This is a genomic window from Mesorhizobium sp. M0106 (assembly GCF_040322715.1).
In the GTDB taxonomy this organism is placed as follows: domain Bacteria; phylum Pseudomonadota; class Alphaproteobacteria; order Rhizobiales; family Rhizobiaceae; genus Mesorhizobium.
In genome coordinates this window covers 337,235-352,958 of sequence record NZ_JAMYUA010000001.1, presented here as the reverse complement: position 1 = coordinate 352,958, position 15,724 = coordinate 337,235, and the positions used below count along the sequence as shown (strand labels likewise).

Sequence of the window (15,724 nt, the reverse complement as noted above, 5' to 3'; positions counted from 1 at the left end):
CTCCCTATGTTGCATTGCAGCCAAATGCTGCGCTGCAACCAGATCGGAGATCCCTCATGACCGAACCCGCGACAGGCGTCATGGACGCCGTTCTCGACCCATCGGAAACCGGCGAACGATCCGAGCCCGCATGGGGGGCGGTGGTCTCCCTGGCGCTCGGAGTCTTTGGCCTGGTGACCGCGGAATTTCTGCCTGCCAGCCTGCTGACGCCGCTTGCACAGGATCTCGGCATCACCGAAGGCGCCGCCGGGCAGGCGGTAACGGCCACCGCCGTCATTGGCGCGATTGCGGCGCCGACCATGGCTATTGTCACCAAGCGGCTGGACCGCAGGCTGGTCATGTGGGCGCTGACGGTGCTGCTTGTGCTGTCAAACCTGGTGGCCGCGTTTGCGTCCTCGCTTCCCGTTCTTCTGATTGCCCGCATCATGCTCGGGATCAGTCTTGGCGGCTTCTGGTCGATGTCGGCAGCCATGGCGATGCGGCTCGTTCCGATGCGGCTGATGCCGCGTGCCATGTCGATCATTCTCACCGGCGTTTCGGTGGCGACGGTCTGCGCGGCTCCGGTCGGCGCCTATGTCGGCGACATCTGGGGCTGGCGGACGGCGTTCATGATCGCCGCCGTGGTTGGTGCGCTGGCGCTGCTGGTGCAGGTGGCTACCATCCCGAAGCTGCCGCCTGCAGGTACGGCAGGTTTTCGTACGCTGCTGGAGGTGATGAAGCGGCCGATGATCAGGGTGGCGCTGCTGGTGGTGCTGCTGGTCGCCTCGGGACATTTTGCCGGCTTCACCTATGTCCGCCCGTTTCTCGAGAAGGTGCCCGCGCTGGACATCGAGACGATCTCGCTTGTGCTGCTCGCCTACGGCATTGGTGGCTTCTTCGGCAATTTTGCCGGCGGCTTCATTGCCGAACGCAGCCTCAAGGCAGCCGTCAGCCTGGCGCCCCTGCTGATCGCGTTTTCGGCGCTCCTGCTGCTGGTGGTCGGAGGTTCACCCGTCGTGGCTGCAATAGCAGTGGCCAGCTGGGGCTTTGCCTTCGGCGCCGTCCCAGTCGGGCTGCAGACCTGGCTGGTGCGGGCCGCCCCCGATCAGGCGGAAAGCGCCGGTGGGCTCATGGTTATGACGTTCCAGGTCGCCATCGCGTTGGGCGCCGTCTTCGGCGGCCTGCTGGTCGACAATACCGGCGTTGCCACCGCCTTCGCCTATTGCGCGGCGGCGACGTTGCTTGCGGCACTGGCGGCGTTCTTCCTTGGCCCCAAGCCGATCGACGACCCCAAGGCCTAAACGGAACGGCCGTCGAAGTCGAAGACCGGCACGGCGGCGACGTCCAACGCCTCGATGCAATTGATATTGATATAGGCACTTCGCCCGCTCCCTTCGCCGACATCCTCGGCGAAGGGGTGAATGCCGCAGCTGCGGCAGAAGCGGTGGGCGATGACATGGTTGCCGAAGCTGTAGCGGCCGAGATCATCGCCCCAGGCAAGCACCCGCATGCTCTCATGCGGAACTGCCCATAGCAGTGCACCCTTGCGCGAGCAGATCGAGCAATTGCACCGAACGGCTCCGGTCAGCTCGCCTTCGACCTCGAACGCGACCTTGCCGCAGTGGCAGCTGCCTTGGTAGAGCATCGGGCCTTCCTCCTTCGGTTCGACAGGTGCAAATCCGACCGTGCCGGGCTATGTCTCCTGCGGCCAGTTTCTGGCTACTACCTTAAGACGTTGCAAGCGCGCGGAGTCCGACACCGAAAAATGCAATCAGCCCGCGATCACCTCGAAGCAATTCTTTCGCCTCTTGCCGCTCGCGTCGACGATGAGAGGGTTTTCGTAAAGCTCTACCCGGAAGCCGCACGGGCGGCGGCGGACGCCACCGATGCGCGGCGAAAAGCCGGCGTCACGCTCGGGCCGCTCGATGGGGCGATCGTCTCGATCAAGGATCTGTTCGATGTCGCCGGCGAGCCGACCACGGCGGGCTCTCTGCTGCTCGCCAACGCAGCGCCGGCGCTGCGGGATGCCATTGTCGTGCAACAGTTGCGCCAGGCCGGCGCAATCATCCTCGGCAAGACCAACATGACCGAGTTCGCCTTTACTGCGATCGGCGTCAATCCACATTATGGCACGCCCGGCAATGCTAGCGATGCCAGCCGTATTCCGGGCGGCTCCTCCTCAGGCGCCGGCGTTTCGGTGGGCGAAGGCACCAGCGAAATCTCCATCGGTTCCGATACCGGTGGTTCGGTGCGCATTCCGGCATCGCTGAATGGCGTCGTCGGTTTCAAGCCGACTGCGCGGCGCGTGCCGCTTGCGGGTGCGTTTCCGCTGTCAGCCACGCTGGACTCGATCGGTCCGCTGGCCCGCACCGTCGCCGAATGTGCGGCGGCCGATGCAGTGATGTCGGGCGAAAACCTGGCGGCACTGTTGCCGCTGCCGCTGGACGGCCTGCGCATCGGTATTGCGCGCGGCGTGCTGTTCGATGATACGCAGGAAGAGGTCGCGACGACGTTCGACCGGTGTCTGCGCAAGATAGAGCTTAGCGGCGCACGGCTTGTGGAGCTGTCGATCGACGACCTGCTTGCCGATCTGCGCGTGGCAACCCAACGCGCGTCGATCGCGGCGATGGAAGGGGCGGAGATCCATGCCGACTGGCTGGCGACGGGAGCGACGAGGCCGGTCGACCCGCGGGTAAGCGGGCCATTGTCGCGCGCCGCCGCCATTCCGGCCACGGTCTATATCAGGGCAATGCGCCGCCGCACGGCGCTGGCCGCCGCGATGGATGACCGGCTGGCGTCGGTCGACGTGCTGGCCCTGCCGACCACACCGGTGACGGCGCCGACGATCGTGTCGATGACCAGCGACGAGGCTCTGTGCAACAGGACGGAAGGCCTTCTGCTGCGCAACACGCAGGTCGCCAACCAGTTCGATCTATCAGCCATCTCGCTGCCGATGCCGGGAATGACGCGTCCGGCCGGGCTGATGCTGGTGGCGCGCAATGGCCATGACCACCACCTACTGCGCATCGCAGCCGGCGTGGAGGGGCTGCTTGCAAATTGATCGGATAGCGCGTGTCAGCGCGACGAGCAGTGGCCGCGTTCGCTGTCCTTGGCGGCGCGTTCGATGCTGGTGGCGACCAGCCAAGGCAGGATGTACCGCTTGCCGTTGAAGGTCCGGGTGCGGTTCTCGATCGAGCCGACAACAACGACCTTGCCGGCATAGAGCTTGTCTGAAAGATCGAGCGCCTTGTCTTGCTGCGGCAGGCGATCGATGTCGATTGAAACGCCTTTGATGAGCTTCCCAGCAGCGAGGTCGAGTGCGCTGTTCGATGGACAGGGTGCCGCCACGCAGCGTATGCCGTTGTCGCAGAACACGTAGCTACCCTGTCCGTTGGCGAAGGCTTGCGCCGTCGCCACGCAGAAGCCGGCGGTCAGTAGGAATTTTGTGACGCTTGCCATGCTGGCACCATCGCCGGCGAATTCGGGAAAATTGGGGCGCTTTCAGAAATCGGCAGGGAACCGCCGCCGGTAGTGCTCGACCACTTCGGGGTTGCGCAGATTGACCGGCAATCTGTTGGCCAGCACCAGCAAGGCTTCGCCAGCCGCGCCGACGCCCATGCGCATCATCGACTGCTCGGTAATCCCAGCCATGTGCGGGGTGACGATGACGTTGTCGAAGCCGAAATAAGGATGGTTGGGCGGTAGCGGTTGTGTAGCAAAAACATCGAGCGCAGCGCCGCCGATGCGGCCCTTCTGCAGGGCCTCGATCAGCGCGTCGTCATCGATCACCGGCCCGCGCGAAACATTGATCAGCAGCGCATCCGGCTTCATCCGCTCAATGCGCTCGCGGCTGATCAGCCCCCGTGTTTCGGGCGTCAGCGGGCAGCACAGAACGATGATGTCGCTCTGCTCGATGAGTGCATCGATCGACAGGAAGCCGACCCTGTCCGGCGCCGGCCGCATGCTGCGCGTCGTCGCCACCACATTCAGATCGAACCCATGGGCGGCGATGTGGCCAACCGCCTGACCGATCGCGCCGAGGCCGACAATGCCGATCGTCTTGCCCGCTAGCTCGCTGGCCACCACCGTGTGTTCGCGGCCCGCCAGCCAGCCCTTCGCACGCAAGTCGCGGTCCAACACACGGAAGCGCCTAAGCAGCGCCAGCGCCGCGAACATCACATATTCGGCGACAGATCGCGCGTTCACCCCCGGCACATTCGCCACCAGCACGCCGGCCGCATTGGCCGCTTCCATCGGTACCATGTCCAGCCCGGCGCCGTGGCGGATCGCGGCCCTGAGCTTCTTCGCGCCTTCGAAAAGCGCCGCAGGCAAGGGAGCGCGAACGATGATGACATCGGCGTTCCTCGCCTCGGCGGCCAGCGTGGCCGCATCGAGGGCGGAAGCAACGACGAGTTCGCCGGCCCCGGTCAGCATGGAAGCGGCACGAGGGTGCAGTCTGTGTGTTGACAGGATCTTGGGCATTTCAGGCCTTTTCGAGCGCAGGGCTTTCCGGTTCCGCCCCACGCCCCTCGATCAGCCCCTTCCAGTAGCTTTCCGCGCCTTGCAGGTGGGCGCTCATCAGCGCCTGGGCGAGATTGCCATCGCGGCGCAGCAGCGCCTCGTAGATCTGGATATGCTCGGCATGGGAGCGCACGCTGCGTTCGGGATCGTTGAAATAGATCGGCAGGCGCAGTTCACCCATCATGTAGTAGACGCTGCAGATATTGTGGAAGACGCTGTTCTTGGTCGCCCGCACGATCTCGAGGTGGAACTCGCGGTCTTCCCGGGCAAGCCCTTCACCGGCGGCGATGCGATCCTCGGAGGCCTTCAGGATCTCGCGCAGCCGCTCGAAATTCTCCTCGGTGGCGCGTGAACAGGCAAGTTCGGCGGCCTTGATCTCGTGGATCTTGCGCAACTCGACCGTCTCGTAGATCTGGACGGGATCGAGCGGCAGGCCGGCGCGGGCGAACAGCGCCATCGCCTCGACGCTCGCCTGCTTCGTATCGATGTAGATGCCGGATTTCGCCCGTCGCTCGACGATGCGCATGGCCTCGAGAATGGCCAGCGCCTCGCGGATCTGGCCGCGGCTGACGCCGAAATGCTCTGCCAGTTCGCGCTCCGACGGCGTGCGGCCCGTCTCCTTGTCCGAATGGGAGAACAGATAGGCGGCGAGTTCCGCGAGAAGGTTCTTTTCTTTCATGTCAGCCGTGTTGCGCGTGCGCCTCCAGGAACCGCTCCGAAATGGTGAATCCCAGCCCGGGTCTATCAGGGATCGCTACCATACCGTCCTTTGCTTCGACAGTCTCTTCGATCAGATCGTGGATCATCGGGTTGGCGCCGAGCGAATATTCGACGGTGAAGCTCGCCGGCGAAGCAGCGCAGACATGCAGCCCGGCAAAGAAGCAGGGCGCGCCGGCCCAAAGATGCGGCGCAAAGCGCAGATTGAAGGCGCTGGCGATGGTGCCGATCTTCATCGCCTCGCTGATGCCACCGCAAAAGGCCGGATCCGGCTGGAATATATCGGCGGATTTGAGCACGGCGAGGTCGCGGAAGGCATAGCGCGTCGCCTCGCTTTCGCCGGTGGCGATCGGGATCGAACCGCAGGCGCGCACCTCGGCCATGCCGGGCTTGTCGTCGGCGATCACCGGCTCCTCGAACCAGGCGAGATCGAGGTCGCCGGCGAGATGGATAAAGCGCTTGGCTTCGGCCACCGTGTAGGTGCCGTGCGCGTCGACCATCAGGTCGATATCGGGACCGAGCGCCTGTCTGGCGGCACGGACGCGAGCGGCCGAGATATGTGGGGCGCCGTCCATGGCGCCGACGCGCATCTTCAGCGCCTTGAAACCGCCCTTGGTGATGTAGGACTGCAGCTGGTCGCCGATGGCTTCCGCAGTGGCCCAGCCGCCGGAAGCATAGGCCGGCATGCGGTCCAGCTTGCGGCCGCCGAGCAGCCGCCAGACCGGAACGCCGAGCGATTTGCCAAGAATGTCCCACAATGCGATGTCGACGGCGCTGATAGCGGCGATGCTCATGCCGCGTCGCGCCAATTGCGGCATGGCGTGGCCAGCGCGAGCGGCGCTGTCGTGGCGCGTGCCATTATAGAGCATCTCCCATATGACGCCGATGTCAGCCGGGTCGCGGCCGACCAGCTGCGGGCCGACCTCGTAGTTCAGCAAATGGACAAGGGCGCCATAGCTGCCGGCGCTGCCGGCGGCATTCTTGCCCTCGCCCCAGCCGACCAGCCCGTCGTCGGTCACGATGCGCAGGATGGCGGCGTCGAACGTCGCCACCTGACCGAAGTCGCTGCGGTGCTGCTTCGCGGCTTCGATCGGTATGCGGACCCACCAGGCTTGGACCGTCTTGATGCGCATGTTCATCCTCGGCCCGGCCGCGGTGAGGCGGAAGGGCTTTTCCAAACGGCTCGGCTACTTGATCAGCGGCAGCAGCGTTTCCGCGTTGATGCGCATCTGGTCGGTGTAGAATTTCTCCGTGAGCACGCTGGAGCCGTGGTCCTGAATGAATTTCAGCTGCTCCGGCGAGATGTCGACGGGGTTGCGTTCGACCATGTCGGGATAGGGGGCAGCCGGCGTGCGGTCGACGGGGGCGACGAATTCATTGGTCAGCGCGCCGTCATAGCCGATCTCCTTCAGCGTGCCGACGATCTTCGGCCAGTCGATCTGCCCGAGGCCGGCGGCGAAGCGGTTGTTGTCGGCGACATGGAAGTCGTACAGGCGCTTGCCGACCTGCCGGATGGCGTCGTAGACGTTAAATTCTTCCATGTGGATGTGGTAGGCGTCGAGGCAGACGCCGCATTCGGGACTGACCGCATCGGCCAGCGCCAGTGCCTGGGCGCCGCGGTTGAACAGATAGGTCTCGAAGCGGTTGAGCGGCTCGACCGCGATCTTGACGCCGACCTTCTTGGCGTGGGTGAAGCATTCCCGGGTGGCGTCGACCACCCATTTCCATTCCTCTTCCTCGGTGCCGTCCGGCACCACTTTGCCGACGGTGGCCGGAACCAGCGTGATGATCTCGCCGTCGAGCTCGCTGACCATGGTCAGCACGTCCTTGACATACTGCACCGAGCGCTCGCGCTGGCCCTGGTCCTTGGCGGCGAGATTGCGCTCGCCCAGCATCAGCGTCACCGCTCCCCAGCAGCGAATGCCGTACTCGTTCAACAGTGCGCGCGTCTCCTTGGGCTTGTACTGATCGGGTTCGCCGGAAATCTCGATCGACTCATAGCCGAATTTCTTGATACGCTTGAGCGTCGTTTCCAGCGGCTCCGCCCGCATCCAATTGTGCGTCGAAAGATGCATGGTCTATCCTTCCCAGAATCGCCTGTACCAGTTTGCCTGCGGCGCACTCTGCCGAAGCCGCCGCATGATTCCTCCCCAAGGCGTCCCAGCATTTTTTCGCAAACTGGTTCGACCAATTGGGCTTGATGGGAGGTCTACAGCAATTTCATCTGGACGGCAAGAAGTGCTGCCATCAAGCGTTGGCTCCTGTCTATGCTATTGATTATACTTAAACATGTGGCTTAACTCGGCATGGTTGCAGGACCGCGGCAGCGTGTCAAATGGCTTGACCAGATTTCGGCATTTGGTAATACCAGAATAGCAGCGCTGAGCGCGCTGTGCAAAGAGACCAAAGACGCTGGCCCTGTTTTCAATCGGCGCTATGCTTGGTCGTGAAACATAGGGAGATGCCGATGCCGACGACGATGAAGGGGCCTGGTCTGTTCCTGGCGCAGTTTGCGGGCGATGCCGCGCCGTTCAATTCGCTGGCCTCGATCACCAAATGGGCGGCTGGTCTGGGCTACAAGGGCGTGCAGATCCCAACATGGGACGCCCGATTGTTCGATCTCGAGAAGGCAGCCTCCTCCAAGGCCTATTGCGACGAGGTGAAGGGCATCTGCGCCGATGCCGGCGTCGAAATCACCGAACTGTCGACGCATCTGCAGGGGCAACTGGTGGCGGTGCATCCCGCCTATGACGCGCAGTTCGACGGCTTCGCGCCGGCTGCGGTGCACAACAATCCAAAAGCCAGGCAGCAATGGGCGGTCGAACAGATGAAGTTCGCCGCCAAGGCGTCGAAGAATCTCGGGCTCAAGGCGTCGGTGTCGTTTTGCGGAGCGTTGGCCTTCCCATACCTCTACCCCTGGCCGCAGCGGCCGGCGGGATTGATCGAGGAAGCGTTTGCCGAACTCGGCAAGCGCTGGAAGCCGATCCTCGACGTTTATGACGAGAACGGCGTCGATGTCGGCTACGAAATCCATCCGGGCGAGGACGTGTTCGACGGCGCGACATTCGAGATGTTCCTCGATGCGGTCGGCGGCCATAAGCGCTGCAACATCAACTACGACCCGTCGCACTTCCTGCTGCAGCAGCTCGATTATCTCGAATTCATCGACATCTACCACGAGCGGATCAAGGCGTTCCACGTCAAGGATGCCGAGTTCAATCCGACCGGGCGGCAAGGTGTCTATTCCGGTTACCAGAGCTGGACCAACCGTGCCGGGCGTTTCCGCTCGCTCGGTGACGGGCAGGTGGATTTCGGCGGCATCTTCTCCAAGCTCACCCAATACAATTACGATTCATGGGCGGTGCTGGAATGGGAATGCTGCCTCAAGCACCCGGAGGATGGTGCTGCCGAAGGCGCTCCCTTCATCCAGCACCACATCATCAGGGTGACGGAAAAAGCATTCGACGACTTCGCCGGCGGCACGACCGATAAAAAGGTGCTGCGCGGCATGATGGGGATCTAGCACAGATATCCCTCCCCCTCGAGGGGAGGGTCGATCCACGCAGCGGATCGGGGTGGGGTCGCTAGGCGTAGAGCTCGGCATGAACCAACCCCACCCGGCCCTGCGGGCCACCTTCCCCTCAAGCGGAGGGGTATTTCAGTGACGAGGGAGAAAATCATGGTTGGCGCATCGAAGACGGAAACGGGAGGCGGTCCGATCCGTTACGGCATGGTTGGCGGCGGACAAGGCGCCTTTATCGGCGCGGTGCATCGCATCGCGGCGCGCATTGATAACGAGTTCGTGCTGGTTGCCGGCGCCTTGTCGTCGAATCCGGAGCGCGCCAAGGCCTCGGCGGCCGAGCTTGGGCTCGATCCGGCGCGCAGCTACGGCTCCTATGCCGAGATGGCCAAGGCCGAGGCCGAGCGGCCGGACGGCATCGAGGCGGTGGCCATCGTCACGCCGAACAATGTGCACGTGCCGGCAGCCAAGGCTTTTCTCGAGGCCGGCATCCATGTCATCTGCGACAAGCCGCTGGCGACGTCGCTGGCCGAGGCGAAGAGGTTGGCCGCGCTGGTCGAGAAGACCGGCAAAGTTTTTGTGCTGACGCACAACTACACCGCCTATCCGATGGTGCGGCAGGCACGCGAGATGGTGGCCAAAGGACAGCTCGGCGATGTCCGCATCGTGCAGTCGGAATATCCGCAGGACTGGCTGACCGAAGATCTGGCCGCCACCGGCCAGAAGCAGGCTGCGTGGCGCTCAGACCCCAAGCAGGCCGGTGCCGGCGGTGCGCTGGGCGATATCGGCACGCACGCCTACAACCTCGCCCGTTTCGTCTCCGGGCTGGAGCTCGATTCGTTGTCGGCCGATCTCGATGCGTTCGTACCGGGGCGGCTGCTCGACGACAACATCAATGTGCTGCTGCGCTTCAAGCCGGTCGGCGGGTCGCACCCCGCCAAGGGCATGATCTGGGCAAGCCAGGTGGCGCCCGGCCACGAGAACGGCCTGAAATTGCGCATCTACGGCTCGAAGGGCGGGCTCGAATGGGTGCAGGCCGATCCGAACTATCTCTGGTACACGCCGTTCGGCCAGCCGAAGCAGTTGATCACCCGAAACGGCGCGGGAGCGTTGCCCGTTGCCGGGCGCGTCAGCCGCGTTCCACCAGGCCATCCGGAAGGCTATCTCGAAGGTTTCGCCAACATCTACCAGGAAGCCGCGCGGGCCATTCGTGCGGCGCGCCGGAAGGGCGGCAAGCCGGCTAAGGATGTCGTTTTCCCAACTGTGCAAGACGGCGTCGAAGGCATGGCCTTCATCGAGGCCTGCGTGAAATCGGCGAAGAAGAATGGAGTATGGACGAAACTTTAATCACTGCGTCCGGTTAACGGGAAGTCCCCCTCACCCGGATTGCCAGCCGAATTGCAAGGGCAATTCGGGGCATTCCGATCTCTCCCCGAGGGGAGAGGAGATCGCCTGCGTTGGCGTCTGCATCTTGTCCCCAGCGGGGAGAAGGTGGCCGCGAAGTGGCCGGATGAGGGGGCTTGTGGCGAAGTCGCCGGAGGAGCAAGCCCGGCCGTCAAAGGGGAGGGGCGTCGATGAAAATCGGCATGTGCATGTTGTTGTGGACGACCAGTGTCACGAAAAAACACGAGCCGTTGTTGAGGGATATCAAGGCGACCGGCTTCGACGGCGTCGAGATACCGGTCTTCTCCGGCACGCCGGACGACTACAAGAAGCTCGGTGAGTTGCTCGACCGCATCGGGCTGCAACGTACCGCCGTCTCGGCGATGGGCGATCCGGCGATGAACCTGATCTCGGCCGACGCCTCGACGCGCAAGGCCGGGATCGACTACATGAAATCGGCGATCGACTGCGCTCAGGCGCTTGGCGCGAACACGTTGAGCGGCCCGCTGCATTCGACACTCGGAGCCTTCTCCGGCAGCGGGCCGACGGCGGCCGAGAAAAAACGTTCGATCGCTTCGCAACGCGCCATTGGCGACTATGCCGGCAACAAGAGCATCACCATCGGGCTGGAGGCGCTCAACCGCTTCGAATGCTATCTGCTCAACACGATGGACGATTTGTCGGCGCATATCGACGCGATCGACCGGCCGCACATCAAGGCGATGTACGACACCTTCCACGCCAACATCGAAGAGGCCGACCCGATCGGCGCCTATATGCGCAACCGCAAGAACATCGTCCATATCCATATTTCGGAGAACGATCGCGGCGTGCCGGGCCGCGGCCACGTCCCCTGGAAGGAGACTTTCTCCGCCATTCGCAAGAGCGGCTACGACGATTGGCTGACGATCGAGGCGTTCGGGCGTTCGCTGAAGGATCTGGCCGCGGCCACCAAGGTGTGGCGCGACTTTTCCGAAGGCCCGGAAGCTGTTTACCGCGACGGCTACAGGCATATCAGGAATGGATGGAGGAAGGCGCCCTAACCGCACGCCTGCGCAACGCCCCCCGTCAGCCCTGGCCGGCCTGGATCCGGTTGTAGTCGTGGATCGTCCTGCTCAAGCGGCGGCGCAGGAAATTGGAAATGTTGTCGAAGATGAAAACGACGAGCAGGACCAAGAGCACCATGTAGAAGACATTGGCCCAGTTGGAATTGGTGCGCATGGCCTCCCAGAGCTTCAGGCCGATGCCACCGGCACCGACGGCGCCGATGATCGTCGCGCCCCTGGTGTTGGATTCCCACTGATAGAGTGTCTGGCTGATGAAGACCGGGATCACTTCCGGCAGCACGCCATAGCGCTGCACCAGCAAGCCGTTGGCGCCGGTCGACTGGATGCCCTCGCGTGGCTTGTCGTCGATGTTCTCGAGGCCTTCCGAATAGACTTTGCCGAGCGTGCCGATCTCGGTGAAGAAAATCGCGGCGCTGCCGGCAAGCGGCCCCGGGCCGAAGGCGCGGGTGAAGAACAGCGCCCAGATCAGCATGTCGACCGAACGCATGAAATCGAAGAACCGCTTTAGCACCTGGCTAAGCAGGCCGCTCGGGGTGATGTTGCGGGCGGCGAAGAAGGCGAGCGGGAAGGCAACGATGCCGCCGAGCAAGGTGCCGAGAAACGCCATGACGATGGTCTGGAACAGCTTCGTCCAGACGTCGCCATGCTGCCATTGGGCGTTGTTCCAGATATTGTCGGCGGCCAGCGCAATGTTTGATGTGCCCGGCTTGAGCTGGGGTCCGGACATCAGCAACGAGACCACCTCGCCGGGCGACTTGCCGAAGAAGGGCGAGCGTGTGTCGAAGACGAAATTCGCCCAGCCGAGGAAGCGCTTGCGGACCTTGACGCGATCGACGGTTATACGGACCTCGCCGGCAAAGCCCATCCTGGCGACGATCTCATCGTCATGCGCGGTGATCCACTCCGGCACCGGGCCGGATATTACCGGTTTGCCGCTGGCCAAGGACACCGGCACCGTCTGGCCATTGGCGACCAGCGTCGCCTCGGTCTTGTCGAAGGTGACCGATTTGGCCCGGCCGTCGATCAGGATGGTGTAGGAGCCGTTGGCGTTGGTGATGACCCAATCGGGATGCGGGTCTTCGCCGAGCGCCGAAAAACGCGGGTATCTGGGTGTGATCTGAGGCTGGTCGAGACGGAATTCCGGCTGCAGATCGTAGCTGATCCATTGCGTCAGGAAGAGCGGCAGGCGCTCCCAGTGCGATTCCCTCAACACTTGCGGCAGGCTGAAGAACCACAAGGCGTAGAGGAGATAGAGCAGGATGCCGGTGAACAGGACCAGCGGGCCGAAGCGTTTGTACAAGGGCCGCCGGAACACTTGGGGAAAGCGCTCCTCGATCGACCGCATCTCATCGGCGGTCATTGCGGCCATGGGCAGTCTTCTTGTTGATTTGCCATGATCTTTTCCAAAAACCGGAATCCACTTCAGGCACCCATCATGAATGCCTGCTCGCCGACGAGCTTGCGGCGTAGCCAGGCGGAAAACTGGTCGACGAGGAAGATCGTCGTGAACAGCAGCAGCACCAATGCCAGCGTCTTGGTGCCGAAGCCGCGCGAGATGGAGAGCTTCAGTTCCTCGCCGATGCCGCCACCGCCAACCGCGCCGATAATGGTCGAGATACGCACATTGATCTCGATCCTGAGCAGCGTGTAGGACATGAAATTGGGCAGCACTTGCGGCAGGCCGGCAAAGCGCACGCGCTCGAACCAGTTGGCGCCGACCGCCCGCAGGCCTTCTTCGGCGCGCATGTCGATGTTTTCGTTGATCTCGTAGAAGAGCTTGCCGAGGGCGCCGATGGAATGCAGGCCGATGGCGATAATGGCTGCGACCGGGCCGGTCGAGAGGATGGCTGCGAACAGGCCGGCAATGACGATCTCGGGGAAGGCGCGAAGCAGTTCCATGAAGCGCTTGACGACGAGCCTGAGCACCGGACTCGGCGTCAAGTTGCGCGCGGCGATGAAGGAAAAGGGCACCGCAAAGACAAAGCCGATGAAAGTGGAAACCAGCGCCACGTTAAGCGTGGTGAGCATCAGCTCGAAATATTCGGGTAGATAAAAGCCGCCCCAGAGATAGACGCGGCCAAGCGGGAAGTTGAACTCTTGGCTGCCCTTGTCGTGCGGCGATGTGATGTCGAACAGCGCCCGCCAGACGTCGTTCCAGTCCTTGGGAACAAGCCAACTAAGGAAATCCAGTATGTGCGGCAGCCGATCGAAGAAATGTCCGGCATTGGCCTCGTCGGCGAACCACATGGCTGTGCACATGGCGACAAGCAGTGAGCCGATGCCGAGCGCCGTGTAGAACCGGCGCAAGAACGTCTGGCGTCGCCAGGCGTCTGCTGCCTGCCGGACCGCGTCTGAACGAATTGTAGCGGCGAAGGTCATACGGGATCACGAGCGGACAAAAAAAGGTGGCGACCGCATCGGCCCGAAAGTCGACTTTCGGAAAGCACGATGCGGCATCTAAGTGTTAGAGCGTACTTTGTGCGTCCAAGTGGACGCACGTCGCTCTACTGGACGCCGCCCTTTCCGCAATTGTCGTCAGCCGCCGATCGCGGCTTTGCGGGCTTCGACGATGACGCTGTAGAAGTCCGGCTTCACCGGAACGTAGCCGGTGAAATCGCCGCCTTCGATGGCCTCGAAGCAAGGCTTGTCCTTGGCCGGCAGGCTGGTGAAGAAGTTGGCGAGCTTGGCGCTCATATCGCCGCCGAGTGCGGTGCGCACGACCAGCGGGCCGTTCGGGATCGAGCCGGAGCGCCAGACTTCGACGAAATCGTTGGGGTCCACGGCGCCCTTGGCGACTTCCTTGTGGAAGGTGCCGGAGGTGTAGCCGTTCTTGAAGTCGCCGATGCCCGAGGAATCGTCAACCGCCACGTCGACCTTGCCGTCGCGAACCGCGAGAAGGTTGTTCTCGTGGCCGCCATTGAACTGAGTCGAGGCGAAGAAGGTTTCGTTCGAAGCGCCGGTGTCCTTCGGGATCTGGGTCAGCGGGATCAGGTAGCCGGAGGTCGAATCCGGGTCGGCATAGCCGAGCTTCTTGCCCTTGGCCGACTTGATGTCGGTGATGCCGGACGACTTCAGCGCAAGGCCGATCGAATAATAGCCGGTCGCGCCGTCGGTCTGCTGGGTGGTGAGGATCGGGGTCACGGCGTTCGGATCCTTGAGGTAGACGCTGGCATAGCCCGACGCGCCAAGCTCTGCGAAATCGAGCGTGCCGCCGAGCAGGCCCTGGATAACGCCGTCATAGTCGGCGGCCGGGAACAGCGAGACCTTCTCGAAGCCGAATTCGGACTTCAGGTGATCGGCGAGGCACTGAAAGTTGCGCAGCCGGTCCGCTTCGTTTTCACCGCCAAGGATGCCGATGCGGAATTCCTTGATATCCTGGGCGTGAGCGGCGCTTGCCGCGATGGCGAGCAATGAAACGGCGCCAAAAACCATCTTCCTGAACATTATCTCTCTCCTGTTGGTCCCGGCCTCGCGCCGGTAGCGTTCGAATTTTTTGACAGGTGCCTTTGACGCGGGCGGGCGATCAGGCCGTTCTCAATATCCCGGGAATGCGGGCTCGAGCGGTCCGGCGGATGCAGCGATTTTCTGTTTGATGGCGACACTGGTGGAGGTGATGGCCTCGGAGATTTCGCCGCCATTGCCGTCGGCGCCGTAGACCATGCGCACGGCCTCGCGGTTGAGGGCTTCAGGCGGGCCGTCGAAGACGACCTTGCCGGCGGCCATGCCGATGATGCGGTTGCAGTAGGTGCGGGCCGTATCCAGCGTATGCAGATTTGTGATGACGGTGATGCCCTCGCGCAAATTGATGTCCTGCAGCGAATCCATCACCACCTTGGCGTTGAGCGGATCGAGCGAGGCAATCGGCTCATCCGCCAGCAACACCTTCGGCTGCTGCATCATGGCGCGCGCAATCGCAACGCGCTGCTGCTGGCCGCCGGAAAGCGTGCCGGCCGGCTGCAGGGCGGTGCGGGCGATGTCGAGGCGCTCGAGGGCTGCAACCGCCTCGGCGCATTCACCGCGGGAGAACATGCCAAATAGGTTGGACACGGTCGAACGGTGATTGAGCCGGCCGAGCAGCACATTGGTCAGCACATCGAGGCGCGGCACCAGGTTGAACTGCTGGAAGATCATGGCGCAGTCGCGCTGCCATCGCCGGAGCGGTGAGCCGCGCAACCCGGAGACCTCGACGCCGTTGAACAGGATGGAGCCCTGGCTGGGATCGATGAGGCGGTTAATCATGCGCAGCAGCGTCGATTTGCCGGCGCCGGAGCGGCCAATGATGCCGACCATCTGGCCTTGCGGAATCGCGATGTGAACATTGCTGACGGCGGTGTTCTTGCCGAACCGGCGGGTGACGCCGCGGATTTCGAGCGTAGCTGACATGGTGCAGGCTCCAGTCCAATCGCAATTGAAGGTCTGTTTACCCTGGCTAGCGCAGCCGCATGAACCTGCGGTGTCGGAACGATGTCAGTTTTGTTACTGCCCACAGCCTGGAGCGGGGCGGGATCAACTCGGCGCGAGAAGCTCGAATGGTGAA

General features: G+C 63.1%; 15 protein-coding genes. 5 read left to right on the top strand and 10 right to left on the bottom strand.

Translation table 11 applies throughout. The features are described 5' to 3' along the window. Nucleotides 1–56 precede the first annotated feature (56 nt). Nucleotides 57–1,280: an MFS transporter gene (locus NKJ55_RS01695; protein ID WP_352448398.1), complete on the top strand. Its 1,224-nt coding sequence runs from the start codon at nt 57–59 to the stop codon at nt 1,278–1,280. On the opposite strand, the gene NKJ55_RS01690 is transcribed toward NKJ55_RS01695, so the two are convergent. Then, the gene (locus tag NKJ55_RS01690; protein WP_023675184.1) at nt 1,277–1,624 is read right to left on the bottom strand and encodes a GFA family protein; all 348 of its coding nucleotides are present in this window, start codon (nt 1,622–1,624) and stop codon (nt 1,277–1,279) included. The genes NKJ55_RS01695 and NKJ55_RS01690 overlap by 4 nt on opposite strands. A 120-nt stretch (nt 1,625–1,744) precedes the next feature. Between NKJ55_RS01690 and NKJ55_RS01685 the strand changes: the two genes are divergently transcribed. Continuing rightward, nucleotides 1,745–3,040, top strand: a complete 1,296-nt coding sequence (locus NKJ55_RS01685) for an amidase (protein ID WP_352448397.1) — start codon at nt 1,745–1,747, stop codon at nt 3,038–3,040. Nucleotides 3,041–3,054: 14 nt separating this feature from the next. Here the strand turns inward: NKJ55_RS01685 and NKJ55_RS01680 are convergent, their stop codons facing one another. Genes NKJ55_RS01680 through NKJ55_RS01660 form a run of 5 tightly spaced genes read right to left on the bottom strand, consistent with a single transcriptional unit; the run spans nt 3,055 to nt 7,292 of the window. Next, nucleotides 3,055–3,438 carry a hypothetical protein gene (locus NKJ55_RS01680; RefSeq protein ID WP_352448396.1) on the bottom strand — a complete coding sequence of 128 codons (384 nt, stop codon included), beginning with the start codon at nt 3,436–3,438 and terminating at the stop codon, nt 3,055–3,057. A gap of 42 nt (nt 3,439–3,480) precedes the next feature. Continuing rightward, nucleotides 3,481–4,461, bottom strand: a complete 981-nt coding sequence (locus NKJ55_RS01675) for a hydroxyacid dehydrogenase (protein ID WP_352448395.1) — start codon at nt 4,459–4,461, stop codon at nt 3,481–3,483. A gap of 1 nt (nt 4,462) precedes the next feature. Beyond that, nucleotides 4,463–5,179, bottom strand: coding sequence for a FadR/GntR family transcriptional regulator (locus NKJ55_RS01670; RefSeq protein ID WP_352448394.1), 717 nt, complete (start codon nt 5,177–5,179; stop codon nt 4,463–4,465). A 1-nt stretch (nt 5,180) separates the two neighbouring features. After that, nucleotides 5,181–6,350, bottom strand: a complete 1,170-nt coding sequence (locus tag NKJ55_RS01665; protein WP_352448393.1) for a mandelate racemase/muconate lactonizing enzyme family protein — start codon at nt 6,348–6,350, stop codon at nt 5,181–5,183. A gap of 54 nt (nt 6,351–6,404) precedes the next feature. Beyond that, nucleotides 6,405–7,292 (bottom strand): sugar phosphate isomerase/epimerase family protein, encoded by an 888-nt coding sequence (locus tag NKJ55_RS01660; protein ID WP_352448392.1) that lies wholly within the window; start codon nt 7,290–7,292, stop codon nt 6,405–6,407. Nucleotides 7,293–7,684: 392 nt separating this feature from the next. Here NKJ55_RS01660 and NKJ55_RS01655 point away from each other — a divergent pair, with 392 nt between their 5' ends. From NKJ55_RS01655 to NKJ55_RS01645, 3 genes are all read left to right on the top strand, one after another. Next, on the top strand, nt 7,685–8,740 hold the full coding sequence (locus tag NKJ55_RS01655; RefSeq protein ID WP_292661180.1) for a sugar phosphate isomerase/epimerase family protein: 1,056 nt from the start codon (nt 7,685–7,687) through the stop codon (nt 8,738–8,740). Between the two features lie 156 nt (nt 8,741–8,896). Next, a complete protein-coding gene (locus NKJ55_RS01650; RefSeq protein WP_352448391.1) occupies nt 8,897–10,084 on the top strand; it encodes a Gfo/Idh/MocA family protein in 1,188 nt (395 codons plus the stop codon). Nucleotides 10,085–10,311: 227 nt separating this feature from the next. Next, nucleotides 10,312–11,163, top strand: a complete 852-nt coding sequence (locus tag NKJ55_RS01645) for a sugar phosphate isomerase/epimerase family protein (protein WP_352448390.1) — start codon at nt 10,312–10,314, stop codon at nt 11,161–11,163. Between the two features lie 25 nt (nt 11,164–11,188). Here NKJ55_RS01645 and phnE (NKJ55_RS01640) read toward each other — a convergent pair whose 3' ends face one another. The 4 genes from phnE (NKJ55_RS01640) to phnC all read right to left on the bottom strand — a co-directional run bounded on the left by phnE (NKJ55_RS01640) (nt 11,189) and on the right by phnC (nt 15,570). Next, nucleotides 11,189–12,556 carry a phosphonate ABC transporter, permease protein PhnE gene (gene phnE, locus NKJ55_RS01640; protein WP_352448389.1) on the bottom strand — a complete coding sequence of 456 codons (1,368 nt, stop codon included), beginning with the start codon at nt 12,554–12,556 and terminating at the stop codon, nt 11,189–11,191. Nucleotides 12,557–12,609: 53 nt separating this feature from the next. Then, a complete protein-coding gene (phnE, locus tag NKJ55_RS01635; RefSeq protein WP_352448388.1) occupies nt 12,610–13,566 on the bottom strand; it encodes a phosphonate ABC transporter, permease protein PhnE in 957 nt (318 codons plus the stop codon). Between the two features lie 156 nt (nt 13,567–13,722). Further along, complete coding sequence (gene phnD / locus NKJ55_RS01630) at nt 13,723–14,631, bottom strand: phosphonate ABC transporter substrate-binding protein (RefSeq protein WP_352448387.1); 909 nt, start codon at nt 14,629–14,631, stop codon at nt 13,723–13,725. A 90-nt stretch (nt 14,632–14,721) separates the two neighbouring features. Then, nucleotides 14,722–15,570, bottom strand: a complete 849-nt coding sequence (gene phnC / locus NKJ55_RS01625; protein ID WP_352448386.1) for a phosphonate ABC transporter ATP-binding protein — start codon at nt 15,568–15,570, stop codon at nt 14,722–14,724. Between the last annotated feature and the right edge of the window lie 154 nt (nt 15,571–15,724).

Excerpts from the sequence above, each read along its gene's own strand:
- NKJ55_RS01695 (WP_352448398.1), top strand. The coding sequence starts at position 57 with ATGACCGAACCCGCGACAGGCGTCATGGACGCCGTTCTCGACCCATCG.
- phnD (WP_352448387.1), bottom strand. The coding sequence starts at position 14,631 with ATGTTCAGGAAGATGGTTTTTGGCGCCGTTTCATTGCTCGCCATCGCG.
- NKJ55_RS01680 (WP_352448396.1), bottom strand. The coding sequence starts at position 3,438 with ATGGCAAGCGTCACAAAATTCCTACTGACCGCCGGCTTCTGCGTGGCG.
- phnE (WP_352448389.1), bottom strand. The coding sequence starts at position 12,556 with ATGGCCGCAATGACCGCCGATGAGATGCGGTCGATCGAGGAGCGCTTT.
- phnE (WP_352448388.1), bottom strand. The coding sequence starts at position 13,566 with ATGACCTTCGCCGCTACAATTCGTTCAGACGCGGTCCGGCAGGCAGCA.
- NKJ55_RS01670 (WP_352448394.1), bottom strand. The coding sequence starts at position 5,179 with ATGAAAGAAAAGAACCTTCTCGCGGAACTCGCCGCCTATCTGTTCTCC.
- NKJ55_RS01685 (WP_352448397.1), top strand. The coding sequence starts at position 1,745 with ATGCAATCAGCCCGCGATCACCTCGAAGCAATTCTTTCGCCTCTTGCC.
- NKJ55_RS01690 (WP_023675184.1), bottom strand. The coding sequence starts at position 1,624 with ATGCTCTACCAAGGCAGCTGCCACTGCGGCAAGGTCGCGTTCGAGGTC.
- phnC (WP_352448386.1), bottom strand. The coding sequence starts at position 15,570 with ATGTCAGCTACGCTCGAAATCCGCGGCGTCACCCGCCGGTTCGGCAAG.
- NKJ55_RS01675 (WP_352448395.1), bottom strand. The coding sequence starts at position 4,461 with ATGCCCAAGATCCTGTCAACACACAGACTGCACCCTCGTGCCGCTTCC.
- NKJ55_RS01650 (WP_352448391.1), top strand. The coding sequence starts at position 8,897 with ATGGTTGGCGCATCGAAGACGGAAACGGGAGGCGGTCCGATCCGTTAC.
- NKJ55_RS01665 (WP_352448393.1), bottom strand. The coding sequence starts at position 6,350 with ATGCGCATCAAGACGGTCCAAGCCTGGTGGGTCCGCATACCGATCGAA.
- NKJ55_RS01655 (WP_292661180.1), top strand. The coding sequence starts at position 7,685 with ATGCCGACGACGATGAAGGGGCCTGGTCTGTTCCTGGCGCAGTTTGCG.
- NKJ55_RS01660 (WP_352448392.1), bottom strand. The coding sequence starts at position 7,292 with ATGCATCTTTCGACGCACAATTGGATGCGGGCGGAGCCGCTGGAAACG.
- NKJ55_RS01645 (WP_352448390.1), top strand. The coding sequence starts at position 10,312 with ATGAAAATCGGCATGTGCATGTTGTTGTGGACGACCAGTGTCACGAAA.